Source organism: Nitrospirillum iridis (assembly GCF_014205765.1).
Classification (GTDB): Bacteria; Pseudomonadota; Alphaproteobacteria; order Azospirillales; family Azospirillaceae; genus Nitrospirillum; species Nitrospirillum iridis.
In genome coordinates, this window is sequence record NZ_JACIIZ010000002.1 from 408351 (window position 1) to 423766 (window position 15416).

The 15416-nt window shown below is 66.5% G+C and carries 15 protein-coding genes; 1 reads left to right on the top strand and 14 read right to left on the bottom strand.

Features of this window, described 5'->3' with window-relative positions:
- Positions 1–108: 108 nt before the first annotated feature.
- Positions 109–1041, top strand: coding sequence for a DMT family transporter (locus FHS74_RS04795; protein WP_184797968.1), 933 nt, complete (start codon positions 109–111; stop codon positions 1039–1041).
- Positions 1042–1046: 5 nt separating this feature from the next.
- On the opposite strand, the gene lpxB is transcribed toward FHS74_RS04795, so the two are convergent.
- From lpxB to tsf, 14 genes are all read right to left on the bottom strand, one after another.
- The gene (gene lpxB, locus FHS74_RS04800; protein ID WP_184797970.1) at positions 1047–2243 is read right to left on the bottom strand and encodes a lipid-A-disaccharide synthase; all 1197 of its coding nucleotides are present in this window, start codon (positions 2241–2243) and stop codon (positions 1047–1049) included.
- Positions 2240–3070, bottom strand: a complete 831-nt coding sequence (locus tag FHS74_RS04805) for an LpxI family protein (protein ID WP_184797972.1) — start codon at positions 3068–3070, stop codon at positions 2240–2242. The genes lpxB and FHS74_RS04805 overlap by 4 nt, the downstream gene beginning before the upstream one ends.
- Positions 3070–3870, bottom strand: a complete 801-nt coding sequence (gene lpxA / locus FHS74_RS04810; RefSeq protein WP_184797974.1) for an acyl-ACP--UDP-N-acetylglucosamine O-acyltransferase — start codon at positions 3868–3870, stop codon at positions 3070–3072. Before lpxA ends, FHS74_RS04805 begins: the two co-directional genes overlap by 1 nt.
- A gap of 11 nt (positions 3871–3881) precedes the next feature.
- Positions 3882–4364 (bottom strand): 3-hydroxyacyl-ACP dehydratase FabZ, encoded by a 483-nt coding sequence (fabZ, locus tag FHS74_RS04815; protein ID WP_184797976.1) that lies wholly within the window; start codon positions 4362–4364, stop codon positions 3882–3884.
- Positions 4348–5391: a UDP-3-O-(3-hydroxymyristoyl)glucosamine N-acyltransferase gene (gene lpxD, locus FHS74_RS04820; protein WP_184797978.1), complete on the bottom strand. Its 1044-nt coding sequence runs from the start codon at positions 5389–5391 to the stop codon at positions 4348–4350. Before lpxD ends, fabZ begins: the two co-directional genes overlap by 17 nt.
- A gap of 73 nt (positions 5392–5464) precedes the next feature.
- Positions 5465–6019 carry an OmpH/Skp family outer membrane protein gene (locus FHS74_RS04825; protein WP_184797980.1) on the bottom strand — a complete coding sequence of 185 codons (555 nt, stop codon included), beginning with the start codon at positions 6017–6019 and terminating at the stop codon, positions 5465–5467.
- A 110-nt stretch (positions 6020–6129) separates the two neighbouring features.
- Positions 6130–8460: an outer membrane protein assembly factor BamA gene (bamA, locus tag FHS74_RS04830; protein ID WP_184797982.1), complete on the bottom strand. Its 2331-nt coding sequence runs from the start codon at positions 8458–8460 to the stop codon at positions 6130–6132.
- A gap of 13 nt (positions 8461–8473) precedes the next feature.
- Positions 8474–9616, bottom strand: coding sequence for an RIP metalloprotease RseP (gene rseP, locus FHS74_RS04835; protein ID WP_184797984.1), 1143 nt, complete (start codon positions 9614–9616; stop codon positions 8474–8476).
- 211 nt (positions 9617–9827) lie between these two features.
- The gene (locus FHS74_RS04840; RefSeq protein WP_184797986.1) at positions 9828–11036 is read right to left on the bottom strand and encodes a 1-deoxy-D-xylulose-5-phosphate reductoisomerase; all 1209 of its coding nucleotides are present in this window, start codon (positions 11034–11036) and stop codon (positions 9828–9830) included.
- A complete protein-coding gene (locus FHS74_RS04845) occupies positions 11027–11968 on the bottom strand; it encodes a phosphatidate cytidylyltransferase (RefSeq protein WP_184797988.1) in 942 nt (313 codons plus the stop codon). Before FHS74_RS04845 ends, FHS74_RS04840 begins: the two co-directional genes overlap by 10 nt.
- Entirely contained in the window at positions 11904–12641 is a 738-nt protein-coding gene (locus FHS74_RS04850; protein ID WP_184797990.1) for an isoprenyl transferase, read from the bottom strand. The genes FHS74_RS04845 and FHS74_RS04850 overlap by 65 nt, the downstream gene beginning before the upstream one ends.
- 50 nt (positions 12642–12691) lie before the next feature.
- Positions 12692–13234 carry a ribosome recycling factor gene (gene frr, locus FHS74_RS04855; RefSeq protein ID WP_184798287.1) on the bottom strand — a complete coding sequence of 181 codons (543 nt, stop codon included), beginning with the start codon at positions 13232–13234 and terminating at the stop codon, positions 12692–12694.
- 17 nt (positions 13235–13251) lie between these two features.
- Complete coding sequence (pyrH, locus tag FHS74_RS04860; RefSeq protein ID WP_281384612.1) at positions 13252–13995, bottom strand: UMP kinase; 744 nt, start codon at positions 13993–13995, stop codon at positions 13252–13254.
- Positions 13996–14370: 375 nt separating this feature from the next.
- Complete coding sequence (tsf, locus tag FHS74_RS04865; RefSeq protein ID WP_184797994.1) at positions 14371–15288, bottom strand: translation elongation factor Ts; 918 nt, start codon at positions 15286–15288, stop codon at positions 14371–14373.
- Between the last annotated feature and the right edge of the window lie 128 nt (positions 15289–15416).

Genomic DNA, 15416 nt, shown 5'->3' on the forward strand with positions numbered 1-15416 from the left:
TCGCCATTTGAACCAGTACAGTTTGGTGGAACCGTACCGAACCATACCTTGTGGGCTGACCGGTGGAAAGGCAGCATCGCCATCCTTGATCCCCCAGGATACCGCGCCATGACCGACACCACCGCCGCCCCCGCGACTATCGCCGCCCCGCTGTCACCCGCGCGCCAGCCAGCCGCCGGCTTCGTCTATGGCCTGGTCGGCGTCATCATTTTCAGCGGCAGCCTGCCGGTGACCAAGATCGGCCTGTCAGGTCTGGACGCCAGCTTCCTCAGCCTGGCGCGGGCGGCCATCGCCGGGGTCATCGCCTTGGGTTTGTTGGCCGCGCTGCGCCCCCGCCGTCCCACCTGGCGCGATATACCGGCCTTGGCGGTGGTCGCGGGCGGCGCCGTGGTCGGCTTCCCCTTGCTCTCGGCCCTGGCCATGCGGTCGATGCCCAGCACCCACGCCATCGTCTTCAGCGGTCTACTGCCCATCTCCACCGCCGTCTTTGGTGCGCTGCGCGGCGGCGACCGGCCGCGCGCGGCGTTCTGGCTATTCTCCTGCGGCGGGGCCGTCGCCATCGCCACCTATGCCCTGGCGCCGGCCATCCTGGCGGGAGGCTTCCGTCTCGCCCCCGGTGACGGCCTGATGGTCCTGGCCGTCGCCGTCTGCGGCCTGGCCTATGCGGAGGGTGCCCGGCTGTCGCGGCATCTGGGCGGTTGGCCGGTCATCTGCTGGGCGCTGGTGCTGTCGCTGCCCCTGATGGCGCCGCTGGCCTGGACCACCTTCCCCGCCGACTGGCAGGCCGTGCCCATGCCCGCCTGGCTGGCGCTGGGATACGTCACCCTCTTCAGCATGCTGATCGGGTTTTTCTTCTGGTATCACGGCCTGGGCCTGGGCGGCACGGCGGCGGTGGGGCAGATTCAGCTGCTGCAGCCCTTCTGCAGTTTCGGCGTCGCGGCCCTGCTGCTGGGCGAACCCGTGGGGCCCGCCGTGCTGGGCACCGCCCTGGTGGTGGTGCTGTGCGTGGCTGGCGCCCGGCGTGCCGCGCGCCGACTATAGTTTCGCTACGTCAAGCCCGCCTGTTCCGCCTCACGCTCGCGGGCGTGGATGACGCGCATGACGACCTCGGCGGCGCGACGGCTGGGCGGGGTATCGCCCTGCCCCAGCCACGCCGCCACCTCGGCCACGCCCTCGATCTGTTCCTGGCGGGCGGCGGGGTCGTCCAGCAGGCGTCCCAAGGTCTCCGCCAAGCGCGAGGGTCGACACTCCTCCTGCAGCAGTTCCGGCACCAGCATGCGGTTCAGCATGATGTTGACCAGGTTGACGAAGCGCACCTTGATCAGCCCGCGATAGAGGCGATAGGTCAGGGAATGGATGCGATAGGCGATCACCGCCGGCAGTCGGGCGAGCGCCAGTTCCAACGCCACCGTGCCCGACGCAGCCAGCGCCGCTTCGCTGGCGGCGAAGGCGTCGTACTTGTCCTGGTCCCCCTCCAGCACCACGGTGGGCAGGGGCCAGGTCTTGACCGCCGCCTCCACCAGGGCCTTGGTCGCCGGCACGGTGGGCACCGCCGCCACCACGCGCGGCAGTCGCGGCGCCAGAATGTCCAGCGCGCCCTTGAAGTCGGGCAACAGCTTGGTCACCTCGCTGCGCCGGCTGCCGGGCAGGATGGTGATGACGCGGGTGTCGCTACCGAGATGATGCTTGGTCCGGAAACGGTCGGCGTCACCGGCATCCGCCCCACTCTCCACGATGGGATGGCCGACGAAACTGCAGTCCAGCCCGACCTTCTCGAAATAGGGCGGCTCGAAGGGCAGCAGGGCCAGCAGATGATCGAGGAACTTGGCGATCTTGGCCGCGCGGCCCGGGCGCCAGGCCCAGACCGTGGGCGCCACATAGTGGATCAGCGGGATGTCGGGATTGGCCTTCTTGACCCGGCGCGCAACACGGAAGCAGAAATCCGGCGCGTCGATGGTCACCACCGCCGCCGGCTTCATCTCCAGGATGGCCTGTTCCGTCTCCTTCATGCGGCGCAACAGGTTCGGCAGCTTGGGCAGCAGTTCGGCCAAGCCGAACAGGGCCAGCTCCTCCATGGGGAACAGGCTCTGCAGGCCCTGGGCCTTCATCCGTTCCCCGCCGACACCGGCGAAGCGGATGGCGCCGAACGTCTCCTGCTTCAAGGCCAGCATCAGCCGGCCGCCCAACACATCGCCCGACGGTTCCCCCGCGACGAGGAAGACCAAAGGCACGTCCTCGTTCATACCGCCTCCGTAACAATACCGGTGACGAACAGGCCGGCAGCGTCAGCCGCCTGTGCCACCTGTTCCCGGCCCAAGGTCAGGGTGCCCCCCGCCTCCACCGCGATGCCGCGGAAGCCGTGGGCCGCCGCCGTCCGCACCGTTGTAACGCCGATGGTGGGCAGATCCAGGCGGATGTCCTGCTGGGGTTTGCGCATCTTCACCAGGATGGGCCCCGGCCCTTCGCGCCGCAGGGCGCCGCAGCGCTCGATCAAGGCGTCGGTCCCCTCGATGGCCTCGACACCCAGCACCAGCCCCTGCTGCACCACCACCGCCTGGCCCACATCCAGCGCCCCCAGGGCACGGGCCACGGCCACGCCATGGCGGATGTCAAGCGCCGCCGCCGCGTCGGGGGCGAGCGCGCCCATGGGACCGGCGGGGCTGAGCAAGCCTTGCACCAGATCCTGCACGGCGACGACGCGGAAGCCCTCCTCCTCCAGCGTCGCCACCACGGCGCGCAGGATGCCGTCGTCCCCCAGCGCCTTGGCGCCAATGCGGGCGAAGAATTTGGCGGCGAACCAGTCGGGACGCATTTCTGCCAGGCTGGGGCGGTGCACGCGGCCGGCCAGCACGATCTCGGTGGCCCCCTCGGCGCGCAAGCGCTCCAGGATGGCGCCGGCGGCACCGATGCGAAAGGCGGCCTGCGGGGCGTCCGGCGGCACGACGGCGCCCTGGCCCTCCAGCGCCACGACGAAGACCTCGCGCCCCATCGCGCGGCAGGTTTCGACCAGCCGCGCGGGCAGGTCACCACCGCCCGCCAGTATCCCCAGTTTTACGGGGGTGTCGGGCATCAGCGCGGCTGGCACAAAGCGCGCCCGCCGCGGCCGCGGATAAAGGCCAGGACCTCCCCCACAACGGCGGCCGGGTGGGCCGTTTCCACCGCCGCCATGCGGTCGGCCAGTGTGCCGTCGTGGCCGAAGATGCCATCGAAGGCGGTGCGCAGGGCCTGGACATCCTCACGCGAGAACCCCCGGCGGGTCAGCCCCACCAGATTCAAGCCCGCCAGGAAGGCGCGGTCGCCCTTCACCAGGCCATAGGGGATGACGTCGCTTTCAACGCCCGACATCCCGCCGATCATGGCATGGGCGCCGATGCGGACCCACTGATGCACGGCGGACAGGCCGCCCAGGATGGCGTTGTCGCCCACCTCGACATGGCCGCCCAGGGTGGCGTTGTTGGCCAGGATGACGTTGCTGCCGACGATGCAGTCGTGCGCCACGTGGGATGATGCCATGAACAGGCAACCGTCGCCCACCCGTGTCACCATGCCGCCACCTTCCGTACCGATGTGCATGGTCACATGCTCACGGATGCGGTTGTTGCAACCCACGATCAGTTCCGCCGGCTCCCCCTTGAACTTCAGGTCCTGGGGCGCGTGGCCGATCGAGGCGAAGGGGTAGATGACGGTGCCGGCCCCCACCCGGGTGCGGCCCTCCACCACCACATGGCTTTTCAGGTCGACGCCATCCCCCAGGACGACATGGGGCCCCACCACGCAGAACGGGCCGATCTTGACCCCGGCACCAATCTGGGCGGCGGGGTCGACCACGGCGGTCGGGTGGATCACGGTCTCGGCTTCGGAAGCGCTCATCACGGGAAGGCCTAGCTTTCCATCACGATCATGGCGGCATAGCTGGCCTCGGCGCACATCGCGCCGTCGACCCAGGCCTCGCCCTTGAACTTCCACACATTGCGGCGGTTCTGGATCTTCTGGACCTTGATCTCCACCCGGTCGCCCGGCACCACCGGACGGCGGAACTTGGCCTCTTCGATGGACATGAAGTAGACCAGCTTGCCTTCAGCCGACTGTCCCAGGGTGTGCATGACCAGCACGGCCGAGGTCTGGGCCATGGCTTCGACGATCATGACGCCTGGCATGACGGGCTTCTGCGGGAAATGCCCAGTGAAGAACGGCTCGTTGATCGTGACGTTCTTGATGCCCGTGCAGCTCTCACCCGTGACGATGTCGACGACCTTGTCGATCAACAGCATGGGATAGCGATGCGGGATCATCTGCATGATCCGCAGGATGTCCAGATCGGGCACCTTCTCGGGAACCTTATGCTCTTCAGTCGTCACGTCCATCACCTTGTCCATTCTTGCCCCGCACCAACCGCCCCAGCGCCGCGACCTGGCGCAGCCATTGGCGCATGGGCACGGCCGGCGAACCGCCGACCTTCTCCCCCGGCGCCACATCGCGCATGACACCACTCTGTGCCGCGATCTGGGCGCCGGCGCCTATCTTCAAATGCCCTGTCACGCCGGCCTGTGCCGCCAGCACGACATGATGATCCAGCCGCGTGCTGCCCGATATCCCCGCCTGGGCCACGATGACGCAGCCGGCACCAAGGTGCACGTTGTGCCCGATTTGCACCAAATTATCAATCATACAGCCCCGGCCGATGACCGTATCTGGCCCCGCCCCCCGGTCCACGGTGGCATTGGCGCCGATTTCCACATCATCCTCGATGATCACCCGGCCCATTTGCGGCACGCGCACATGGCCGCCCACGTCCATGGCGAAACCGAAGCCGTCCTGGCCGATGCGGGCGCCAGGGTAGATCGTCACCCGCGCCCCGACGATGCAGTGGGTCAGCGAGGCGTTGGCGCCGATCACGCTGTCATCCCCCACCCGCACGTTCACGCCGATGGTGGCGTTGGGGGCGATGCGGCACCGGGCGCCGATGACGGCCCCCGCCTCGACCACCGCGCCGGCGGCGATCTCGGTGCCCTCCCCCACTTCGGCCGTGGGATCGACATGGGCGCCGGCACTGATGATGCCAGAGGGGGCGGGCGCCGGATAGAAAGCCTGGGCGCACAGCGCATAGGCCTTATAGGGATTACGCGACACCAGCAAGGCCACGCCGGCCGGCGCCTTGGACGCCAGCGCCGGATGCACGACCACGGCACCCGCCTTCGTGGCGGTGAAGGCGTCCACGTATTTCTTGTTGTCGAGGAAGCTCAACTGGCTGGGGTCGGCCGCGTCCAGCGCCGCGACATCGCTCAGCACCAGGCCGGCATCGGAGCCGGGCGCCACCTCGGCCCCGGAGCGCCGCGCCAGCTCGGCAAGGGTGAAGGGTCCGGCCCGGTTGAAGAAACGGGGATCGGCCATGGGAACGGCACCTTTCGACGGCAGCGACCACCCCGGGCGGCTGCGCCCGACAGGAGGCGCGCCCGGGGACCGGTCAGTTCGGAATGTTGACCGTTATCTGCGGCAACGTGGCGTTCAAACGCAACAGGACGGTGTTGGTGATGTCCAGCGCGTCATCCGCCATATAGATGATATTGGAGCGCGGGATGACGAGGGTGAAGCCGTTTTCGCGCGCCACCTCGCCCACCACGCGCACCATGCTGTCGCGCAGCTTGGCGCTGGCCTCCGAAAAGGCGTTGTCCAGCTGGCGCCGACGTTCCTGCATGCGGCGCTGCATGTCGGCCACCTGCTGCTCGAAATCCTTGCGCTTCGCGTCAAAGGCCTCCTGCCCCAGCACCGTGCGCTGGCTGGCCAATTCCTTTTCCGCCTGCCGCAGCAGTTGTTCCTGCTGCGACAGCTCCGCCTGGAATTTCTGGGTCTGCACGCTGTCCTGCTGCTTGACGCTCTGCATGGCGGAGCATTTCTCCAGCAGGAACTGCACGTCGACCACGGCGATGGTGGTGACGGGCTTGCTCTGCGCCGCCTCGGCCACGGGCTTGGGCGGTGTTTTGGGCTGTGCCGCGGCCAGGGCCGGCTGCCCCGCGGCCAAGCCCCCAAAACCAAGAACGAGGGCCGCCAAGGCGGCCCTCGCACTGGAAAGGCAAACGGTCGGGGGTGGTGTGCGGCGTTGGAACGCCATCATGTCCCGTCCCTTCGTTCTTAGAACTGCGACCCGAAGCTGAAGCGGAACTGCTGAATGCGGTCGTAGCTCTTCTTCATCCACGGGTAGGCGAGATCGATGCGGATGGGGCCGAAGGGCGACTTCCACGACACGCCCACGCCCGAGGAGGCGCGGATGGCGAATTCATCGTGGAAATCGTCGCCCGTTTCCGCCTTTTCACCGCTCTGGTCCAGGCTGCCGACGTCGGTGAAGACGTGGAAGTCGACACCCAACTCCTCCGGCAGGCCCAACGGGAAGGTGACTTCCGCCGTGCCACGGGCCATGCGCTTACCGCCCAGGGCGTCGTTACCGCCATTGCTGGTGAAGGCGCGCGGGCCGACGCCCGCCACCTGGAAGCCGCGCAGGGTGTCGCCACCCAGGAAGAAGCGATCCTGAATGCGCACGAACTCGCCGCCCAGGCCCAGGATGTAACCGACTTCGCCTTCGAACTTCAGCACCACATTGCTGAAGAGCGGGAAGTAGATGCCGGAGGTCAGGCGGTTGCGCAGGAAGTGCACGCTGCCGCCCAGGCCGGCCACCTGGTTGGTGACGGTGAAGTAGTAGCCCGAGGTGGGCTTCAGACGGCTGTCGCGGGCGTCGAAGGTGAGAGCGGACTGGATGGACGAGGTGGTCGTCGCCCCCACCTGCTCCTGCACGAAGCGCGACGTCTCGTACGTGATGTCGCTGATCCGGGTATGGGCCAGCGTATAGGTCACGAGTTCGCGCAAACGCTCGGAGATGGGGAAGCCGGCACGGATGTCGAAGCCCGTGCTGGACATGTCGTAGCTGTAGGACTCTTCCGTCGTGTTGGCGTTGCGGTCGGTACGGAAGAGGTCGGTGCCCACAGCCAGATCCCGGTTCATGAAATAGGGATCGGTGTAGGAGATGGTGAATTCCTTGGAGTAGTAGGACCACATCGTCGAGAAACGGATGTCTTGGCCCGTACCCAGGAAATTGCGCTGGCGGATGGAGAAGTCGATCAGCGCGCCTTCGGTGGTGGAGTAACCCAGGCCGACCTGGATTTCACCGGTGGACTGCTCGCTGAGGTCGACGGTCAGCACCGCCTGGTCCGGCGTGCTACCCTCGCTGGGTTTGATCTTCACATCGTCGAAGAAGCCCAGGTCCTTGACCCGCTGTTCGGAGCGCTTGACCTTGGAGGCGTTGAAGGGGTCGCCTTCGGCCAGCAGCAGCTCGCGCCGCACCACCTTGTCCAAGGTGATGAGGTTGCCGTTGATGTCGATACGCTCCACGAACACACGCGGGCTCGGGCTGATCTCGAAGTGCAGGTCGACGGTCTGCGTGTCGGCGTGGCGCTCCTCATTGGGATCCACCTGCACGAAGGCGTACTGCTGGTCACCCAGCTTGTCCTGCAGCTTGTTGATCGTGCTTTCGATCTTGTCGGCGTTGAACCACTCGCCTTCCTTGGTCTCGATCACCTCGCGCAAGGGCGCCAGATCGATATCCTTGATGGCGCTGGTCAGCTCGATCTTGCCGAACTTGTAGCGCTTGCCCTCGTCCAAGGACATGGTGATGAAGAACTTGTCACGGTCCGGCGTCAGTTCCGCCACGGACGACATCACCCGGAAATCGGGGTAGCCGTTGCGGAAGTAGAAGCGGCGGATCTGTTCCTTATCGTAGGCCAGACGATCGGGATCGTAGGTGTCGTCGCTGGACAGGAAGCGCCACCAACGCGATTCCTTGGTCACCATGACGTCGCGCAGTTCGCTGTCGTCATAGATGTTGTTGTTGATGAAGCTGATCAGCTGCACGCCGGTCAGCGGGCCTTCATCAATCTCGAACACCAGATCGACGCGGTTTTGTTCCAGCTGGACGATCTTGGGCTCGATACGGGCGGCGAAGCGGCCGTTGCGGCGATAGACGTCCAGCATGCGCTGCACGTCCTGCTGCACACGGGACCGGGTGAACACCAGGCGCGACCGCAGCTGGACTTCGGACTGCAGGTCCTCCGTCTTGACGCGCTTGTTCCCTTCGAACACCACGCGGTTGATGATCGGGTTTTCAACCACGCTCACCACCAGGGTGTCGCCGTCACGGCGCAGGGTCACGTCGGCGAACAGCCCCGTGGAGAACAGGGCCTTCAGCGACTCATCGATCTTGTCCGGATTGAAGGCATCGCCTTGCGAAACCACCAGGTAGGAGCGGACCGTGGCCTGCTCGATACGCTGGGTGCCTTCGACGCGGATGTCCTTGATGACGCCACCGGACAGGATCTCCTGAGCCCAGGCACCGGACGAAAGAGCGACAGCTGACGTTGCGGTGGTGCCGGCGAAAACCAGGCACAGCGCCGCTACTCTCGAAACCGAACCCAATTATTTCCCCCGGTCAAACTTTGGAAATCAGAGACTTAACGATGCTGCCCACACCAAAGTGGACGAGATCGTTCCAAGTGGCGAAAATCATGAGACTAAGTACCAAAGCCAGGCCGATCCGGAAACCATATTCCTGAGCGCGTTCGCCCAGGGGACGGCCCCGTAAAGCTTCCAGGCCATAGTACATCAGGTGCCCCCCGTCCAGCATGGGAACGGGGAACAGGTTGATAAGACCCAGATTGACTGACAGCACGGTCATGAACCACACGACCTGTACGAAGCCCACCTGGGCCATCTGGCCCGACATCTGCACGATGCGCAGCGGCCCACCCAGATCCTCGGTGCCATGGGCCCCGATGATCATCTGCCCCACCGCTTCCAGCGTGCCGGTGATCAGCGCCCAGGTGCCCTTGCAGGCCGCCAGGACGGCGTTCAGCGGATCGCGACGGTGGTACTCATCCTGGCCGCGGATAACGCCCAGGCGGCCAATGCGGCTCTTGTTGCCGAACCGGTCTTCCGACTCCACGGCCCGCGGCGTGACCCGCAGATCCACTTGCGCGTCGCCGCGCTGAACCTTCACGGCCAAGGGCATGTCGGGGCTGACGGCGATGATCTGCTGCAGATCCTCGAACCGTTCGATCTGGTGGCCATTCACCTCCAGGAACCGGTCGCCAGCCTGGACACCGGCGGCGGCGGCGGCGCTGTCAGGCTCCACCTGCTGCACGGTGGCCGGCGTGTAGGGCTGGCCGTAGAACATGAACAGCAGGGACATGATGACGATGGCGAACAGGAAATTCGCCATCGGGCCGGCGGCGACGATCGCCGCGCGCTGGCCCACCCGCTTGTGATGGAAGGACACGGCGCGCTCTTCCGCCGTCATGGTCCGGGCTTCAGCCCCGGGACGGCTGGTGGCGTCGGCGTCGCCGTACATCTTCACGTACCCGCCCAGCGGAATCAGGCTGAATTTCCAGCGCGTGCCGGCGCGGTCATTGAAGCCCCAGATTTCTGGCCCGAAGCCGATGGAGAACACCTCCACCCGCACCCCGTTACGGCGCGCGATGTAGTAGTGACCGAATTCGTGCACGAACACGAGGACGGTCAGCACCACCAGGAAGGTGCCCCCATAGGTGCTGGCGTAGTTCACGATCTGATGCATCGTCCCAAACTCCAAAAACACCCCCTCCTTAAGGGCGCCCCCGACTTTCCCACCTCACCCGAGGCTAAAAAATGGGACCACGCATATGAAGAGAGCCTGTGCGCCCGATCACGATGTTGCCTGGCGACGATGAACAAAACGTCATCGCTGGCAGCGTCACGACCCGGCCGGCAGGCCCCGGTCATCCTTGAACGGCCGGGACCCCCGTTTCCTATCGCGCCTTAATCGCTTCGGTCGCGATGCGTCGCGCCACGGTATCGACTTCCCGCACATCGTCCAGTGAATTAAGGCGCGAATGCGGCACCGTCGTCATGGCGTGTTCCACAATACGCTCAATATCCAGGAAACCAATGCGCCCATCCAGGAAGGCGGCGACGGCCACCTCGTTGGCGGCATTCATCACGCACGCGGCGCAGCCACCGGCGCGCATGGCCTCGCGCGCCAGGCGCAGGGCCGGGAATTTCTCCGGATCGGGGGCGTGGAACTCCAGGCTCCCCGCCGTCACCAGATCCAGGCGCTCGCCGGGCGTGGCGATGCGGTGCGGCCAGCCCAGGGCCACGGCGATGGGTGTCCGCATGTCGGGCGTGCCCAGCTGGGCCAGGACGGAGCCGTCAACGTATTCCACCAGGCTGTGCACCACCGACTGCGGGTGGACCAGCACGTCGATCTTGTTCTCGGGCATGCCGAACAAATGATGCGCCTCGATGACCTCCAGGCCCTTGTTCATCATGGTGGCGCTGTCCACCGAGATCTTGGCGCCCATGTCCCAGGTGGGATGGGCGACGGCCTCCTTCACCGTGGCGCGCGCCATCTCTTCCCGCGTCTTCTTGCGGAAGGGCCCGCCCGAGGCCGTCAGGATCAGGCGGCTGACGCCCTCCACCCGGTCGGACTCGAACACCTGGAAGATGGCGCTGTGCTCGCTGTCCACCGGCAGCAGGGTGGCGCCGTGGCGTTTCACCTCGGCCATCATCAGCGCGCCGGCGCAGACCAGCACTTCCTTGTTGGCGAAGGCGACGATGGCGCCGCGGCGGGCGGCGGCCAGCGTGGGCTCCATGCCGGCGGCGCCGACGATGGCGGCCATGACCCAGTCCGCCGGCCGCGTGGCCGCGTCCACCACGGCCTGGGCGCCGGCCGCGACCTCGATACCCGTGCCGGCCAGGGCGTCCTTCAGCGCGCCGTAATGGGCCTCATCGGCCACCACGGCGGCCTTGGCGCGCAACTCCTTGGCCTGGCGGGCCAGCAGGTCCACGTTCTTGCGGGCAACCAAGGCTTCCACCTGGTACAGCTCCGGTGAGCGGGCCACCAGTTCCACCGTGTTGCAGCCCACCGAGCCGGTGGAGCCCAGGATGGTCACCGTGCGCGCGGCCGGAACGGCAACGGGCGCGGGCGCCGCCACGGCCTGCAGGGAACTCACCACCATGACCCATTCTCCCCAATGAGGGCATGGAACAGCGCGAACACCGGCGCCGCCATGACCAGCCCATCAATACGATCCAACAATCCGCCGTGCCCGGGGATCAGCGAGCCGCTGTCCTTCACGTCGCACCGGCGCTTCATATACGATTCGAACAGATCACCGACCTGCCCCACCACCGCGATGACGGCCGCGACGAAGGCCCCCGCGCCAGGCGAGGAAACGGTGGCGAGCGGCGACAGCGCCAAGCCTACCAAAGCCGCCGCCGCCATGCCGCCCAAAAGGCCAGCCCAGGTCTTCTTGGGGCTGATGCGGGGGGCCAGCTTCGGGCCACCGATGGCGCGGCCGGCGATATAGGCGCCGATATCCGTGGCCCAGATGGCCAGCAGCAGGAACAGGAACAGCCAGATGGCCTCGGGCCCCGCCCGGTTGCGCACCCAATCCAGCGCCAGGCAGCCGCCGCCGACATAGGGCACGATCAGCGCGTAGTAGAGGGGAGACGGCAAACGGCCACCCTGCTGCGCCGGGGCCGGCTCAGGCGCCGGCGTCTGGGGGCGGGCGTGGCCGCCTGCCGCCGCCCACCATAGCAGGGCCGTCTGCGCCGCCAGCAGGACCAGCCCATACAGCGGCCCCGCCACGAACTCCCCGCTTAGGGTAACGAGGATGGTCAGCAGGCCCATGGCCGTCGCCCAGGGTTGGCGCCCAGGCACCACCAGCCGCAGCCATTCCAGCGCGGCGATGACGGCGACCGCCACCAGCACGAGCTGGAAGACGATGCCTCCCAGCCATACGGCCACCAGGACCGGAGGCCCCAGGACCAAGGCGGAAAAAATCCGGATCTTCAGATCACCCGGAAGCTTGGCCAGCAGCCCTTCAGCGCGTTCCAACCGTTGCCCCATACCGGCGGTCGCGCCGATGGAATTCCTGGATGGCGTCATCCAGATCCTGGCGCCCGAAATCCGGCCACAGCGTTTCCACGAACACCAGCTCCGCATAGGCCATCTGCCACAGCAGGAAGTTGCTGATGCGCTTTTCCCCGCTGGTGCGGATCACCAGGTCCGGATCGGGGATGTCCCGGGTATAGAGGCACCCACTCAAGCTTTCCACCGTCACCTGCTCAGGGCTGCGGTGTCCGGCCCGCACCTCCTCCGCCAGATGGCGGGCGGCGTTGGCGATTTCCTGGCGCGAGCCATAGCTGAGCGCCATCACCAGGGTCAGGCGGGTATTGTTGGCCGTCAGGCTTTCCGCGTTCTCGATCAGCGTCACGATGTCGGGCGCCAGGCGCGACCGATCGCCGATGATGCGCAGCCGCACCCCGTTCTTGTGCAGGGTGGCGATCTCACCCCGCAGGTAGAACCGCAGCAGGTGCATCAACTCGCTGACCTCACCCTCCGGCCGGCTCCAGTTCTCCGAGGAGAAGCTGAACAGCGTGAGGTAGGACACGCCCAGTTCCCGGGCAGCCTCCAGCACGCGCCGCACCGCCTCCACACCCTTCTTGTGGCCGGCGGTGCGGGGCAGGCCGCGGCGCGTCGCCCAACGCCCATTGCCGTCCATGATGATGGCGATGTGGGCGGGAGGACGGGCATTCAGGGGCACGGCGGCACCGGACATGGGACTCTCGAGGAAGACTGGGACGTCAAAGCGGATAGGGGCCAGGAAGGTCAGATCTGGGTGATGTCTTTTTCCTTGGACGCGAACGCCTCATCAATCTTCTTGATGTGGGCGTCGGTCAGAGCCTGCACCTTGTCCGACCACGTCTTGTGCTCATCCTCGGACAGGTCGCCATCCTTCTGCAGCTTCTTCAGCATGTCCATGCCGTCGCGGCGCACGTTGCGGACGGCCACGCGGGCCTGCTCGGCATACTTGTTGGCGACCTTCACCAGTTCCTGGCGACGCTCCTGGTTCAGGTCAGGGATGGGAACCCGGATGGTGTTGCCATCGGTCTGCGGGTTCAGGCCCAGCCCGGCCTCACGGATGCCCTTTTCGGTGGCCTTGATCATGCCGCGATCCCAGACCTGCACGGTGATCAGGCGCGGTTCCGGGACGCTGACGGTGGCCACCTGGTTCAGGGGCATGGAGGAGCCATAGGCCTCCACCATCACCGGTTCCAGCAGGTTGGCCGACGCGCGGCCGGTGCGCAGGCCGGCGAATTCCTTGCGCAAGCTCTCGACGGCGCCGTCCATGCGCCGGGTGATGTCGTCCATTGAGGGAGCGGCCACTTTTAAGCCTCTTCTTCCGTAATGATCGTGAAACGGCCCCGTCCATCCATGACTTCGGCGAAGGCGCCTTCCTCATGGATGGAAAAGACCAGGATAGGAATGTTGTTCTCACGCGCCAGCGAAATCGCCGTGGCGTCCATGACCTGCAGGTCGTTCGACAGGACATGCAGGTAGGTCAGGGACGACAGGCGCTCGGCGGTGGGATCCTTCTTGGGATCGGCGGTATAGACGCCGTCCACCTTGGTGCCCTTCAACAGGGCGTCGCAGCCCATTTCCGAGGCGCGCAGGGCGGCGGCCGTGTCGGTGGTGAAGAAGGGGTTGCCGGTGCCGGCGGCGAAAATCACCACCCGGCCCTTTTCCATGTGACGCACGGCACGGCGGCGGATGAAGGGTTCGCACACGCTGGCCATGGGAATGGCGGACTGCACGCGGGTGGGCACGCCCATGCGCTCCAGCGCGCTCTGCATGGCCAGGGCGTTCATCACGGTGGCCAGCATGCCCATGTTGTCGGCTGTGGCACGCTCCATGCCCGAGGCGGCGCCGGAGACACCACGGAAGATGTTGCCGCCACCGATGACCAGGCAAACTTCGATACCCCTGGCGAGCACGGTCTTCACCTCACCGGCGACGCGGTTGACGATCTGCTGGTCGAGACCGAATTCACGGTCCCCCATCAGCGCCTCGCCCGAGATTTTCAGTAGAACGCGTTTGTATCGGGCAGCCACGGGGTCAGGTCCTCTCGCCAGTTGATGGGCCCGGCGGGAAGCCGGGTTGGGAAGCCACGAATGTCCGGGGTCAGATCCGGCTTAGCTCTACTGCAAACTTGCCCCCGCCGCCAAGCCCGGCGTTTCGCGGATGCGCAGTAGGACCCGGAATTGAGCCGGAATCGGGGCGCGTGAAAAGAGCGGCGCCGACGGATGCGCCGGCGGCCACTCTACCACTAAGGAATGTCGGATGAATCGCCGCCCCGCCAATGACACGGAAATGGCGCGGCGCGGGGAAGCGGGCCGGGGCGGCGGGCTGTCCCCCTTCCCGCGAGGGAAATGGGAGGCGCCCAAGAAACCGGCGCGTCCATCGCTGGACGCGCCGGCTTTTACTACCAGTTCTGGTCGGCTGAGGGATCAGCGCGCCATCGAGGCCACTTCGGCCGCGAAGTCGCTCTCTTCCTTCTCGATGCCGTCGCCCAGCACGAAGCGGACGAAGCCGGTCAGCTTCACCGGGGCGCCAACGGTCTTGGCGGCGTTCTCCACCACCTTGCGGATCTTGGTTTCCTGGTCGATGACGTAGGTCTGCTCCAGCAGAACCACCTCCTCGTAGTACTTGCGCAGGCGGCCTTCCACCATCTTGGCGATGATGTCCTCGGCCTTGCCCGAGGCGCGGGCCTGGTCGGCCAGCACGTTGCGCTCACGGTCCAGGGCGGCGGTGTCGACGTCGGCGATGTCCAGGGCTTCCGGACGGGCGGCGGCGATGTGCATGGCGATCTGGCGGCCCAGCTCCAGCAGCTTGGCCTTGTCGCCGGTCGACTCCAGGGCCACCAGCACGCCGATCTTGCCCAGGCCGGGGACCAGGGCGTTATGGACGTAGTTGGCGACGACGCCGTCGGTGACCGACAGGCGGGCGGCGCGGCGCAGGTTCATGTTCTCGCCGATGGTGGCGACCAGATGGGTCAGTTCCTCGGCGACGGTGCGGCCGTTGCCGAAGGCCTGGCCCTTCAGGGCCTCGACGTCGGCATCGGCCAGCGCCAGCTTGGTCACGCCGGACACCAGACCCTGGAACAGGTCGTTACGGGCGACGAAGTCGGTCTCGGCATTGATTTCGACGGCGGCGCCGGTGGTGCCCTCGGAGGCGACACCGACCAGACCCTCGGCGGCGACGCGGCCGGCCTTCTTGGCGGCGGCGGCCAGGCCCTTCTTGCGCAGCCAGTCAACGGCGCCTTCGATGTCGCCGGCGACCTCGTTCAGGGCCTTCTTGCAGTCCATCATGCCGGCGCCGGTCTTCTCGCGCAGCTCTTTAACGAGCGCAGCCGTAATCTCAGCCATCTTCGCCTCTCTCATCGCATCAGAGCGGACGAACGTCCGCAGGGATATTTCTGGGGTCGGAGGGACGTCGCCATCCGCATCCGGGAATTTCGCGGGCGACCGTTCCCTCGCGGGGAGCGCCGCCCATA

Excerpts from the sequence above, each read along its gene's own strand:
- FHS74_RS04795 (WP_184797968.1), top strand. The coding sequence starts at position 109 with ATGACCGACACCACCGCCGCCCCCGCGACTATCGCCGCCCCGCTGTCA.
- lpxB (WP_184797970.1), bottom strand. The coding sequence starts at position 2,243 with ATGAACGAGGACGTGCCTTTGGTCTTCCTCGTCGCGGGGGAACCGTCG.
- FHS74_RS04805 (WP_184797972.1), bottom strand. The coding sequence starts at position 3,070 with ATGCCCGACACCCCCGTAAAACTGGGGATACTGGCGGGCGGTGGTGAC.
- lpxA (WP_184797974.1), bottom strand. The coding sequence starts at position 3,870 with ATGAGCGCTTCCGAAGCCGAGACCGTGATCCACCCGACCGCCGTGGTC.
- fabZ (WP_184797976.1), bottom strand. The coding sequence starts at position 4,364 with ATGGACGTGACGACTGAAGAGCATAAGGTTCCCGAGAAGGTGCCCGAT.
- lpxD (WP_184797978.1), bottom strand. The coding sequence starts at position 5,391 with ATGGCCGATCCCCGTTTCTTCAACCGGGCCGGACCCTTCACCCTTGCC.
- rseP (WP_184797984.1), bottom strand. The coding sequence starts at position 9,616 with ATGCATCAGATCGTGAACTACGCCAGCACCTATGGGGGCACCTTCCTG.
- FHS74_RS04840 (WP_184797986.1), bottom strand. The coding sequence starts at position 11,036 with ATGGTGGTGAGTTCCCTGCAGGCCGTGGCGGCGCCCGCGCCCGTTGCC.
- FHS74_RS04845 (WP_184797988.1), bottom strand. The coding sequence starts at position 11,968 with ATGACGCCATCCAGGAATTCCATCGGCGCGACCGCCGGTATGGGGCAA.
- FHS74_RS04850 (WP_184797990.1), bottom strand. The coding sequence starts at position 12,641 with ATGTCCGGTGCCGCCGTGCCCCTGAATGCCCGTCCTCCCGCCCACATC.
- frr (WP_184798287.1), bottom strand. The coding sequence starts at position 13,234 with ATGGACGACATCACCCGGCGCATGGACGGCGCCGTCGAGAGCTTGCGC.
- tsf (WP_184797994.1), bottom strand. The coding sequence starts at position 15,288 with ATGGCTGAGATTACGGCTGCGCTCGTTAAAGAGCTGCGCGAGAAGACC.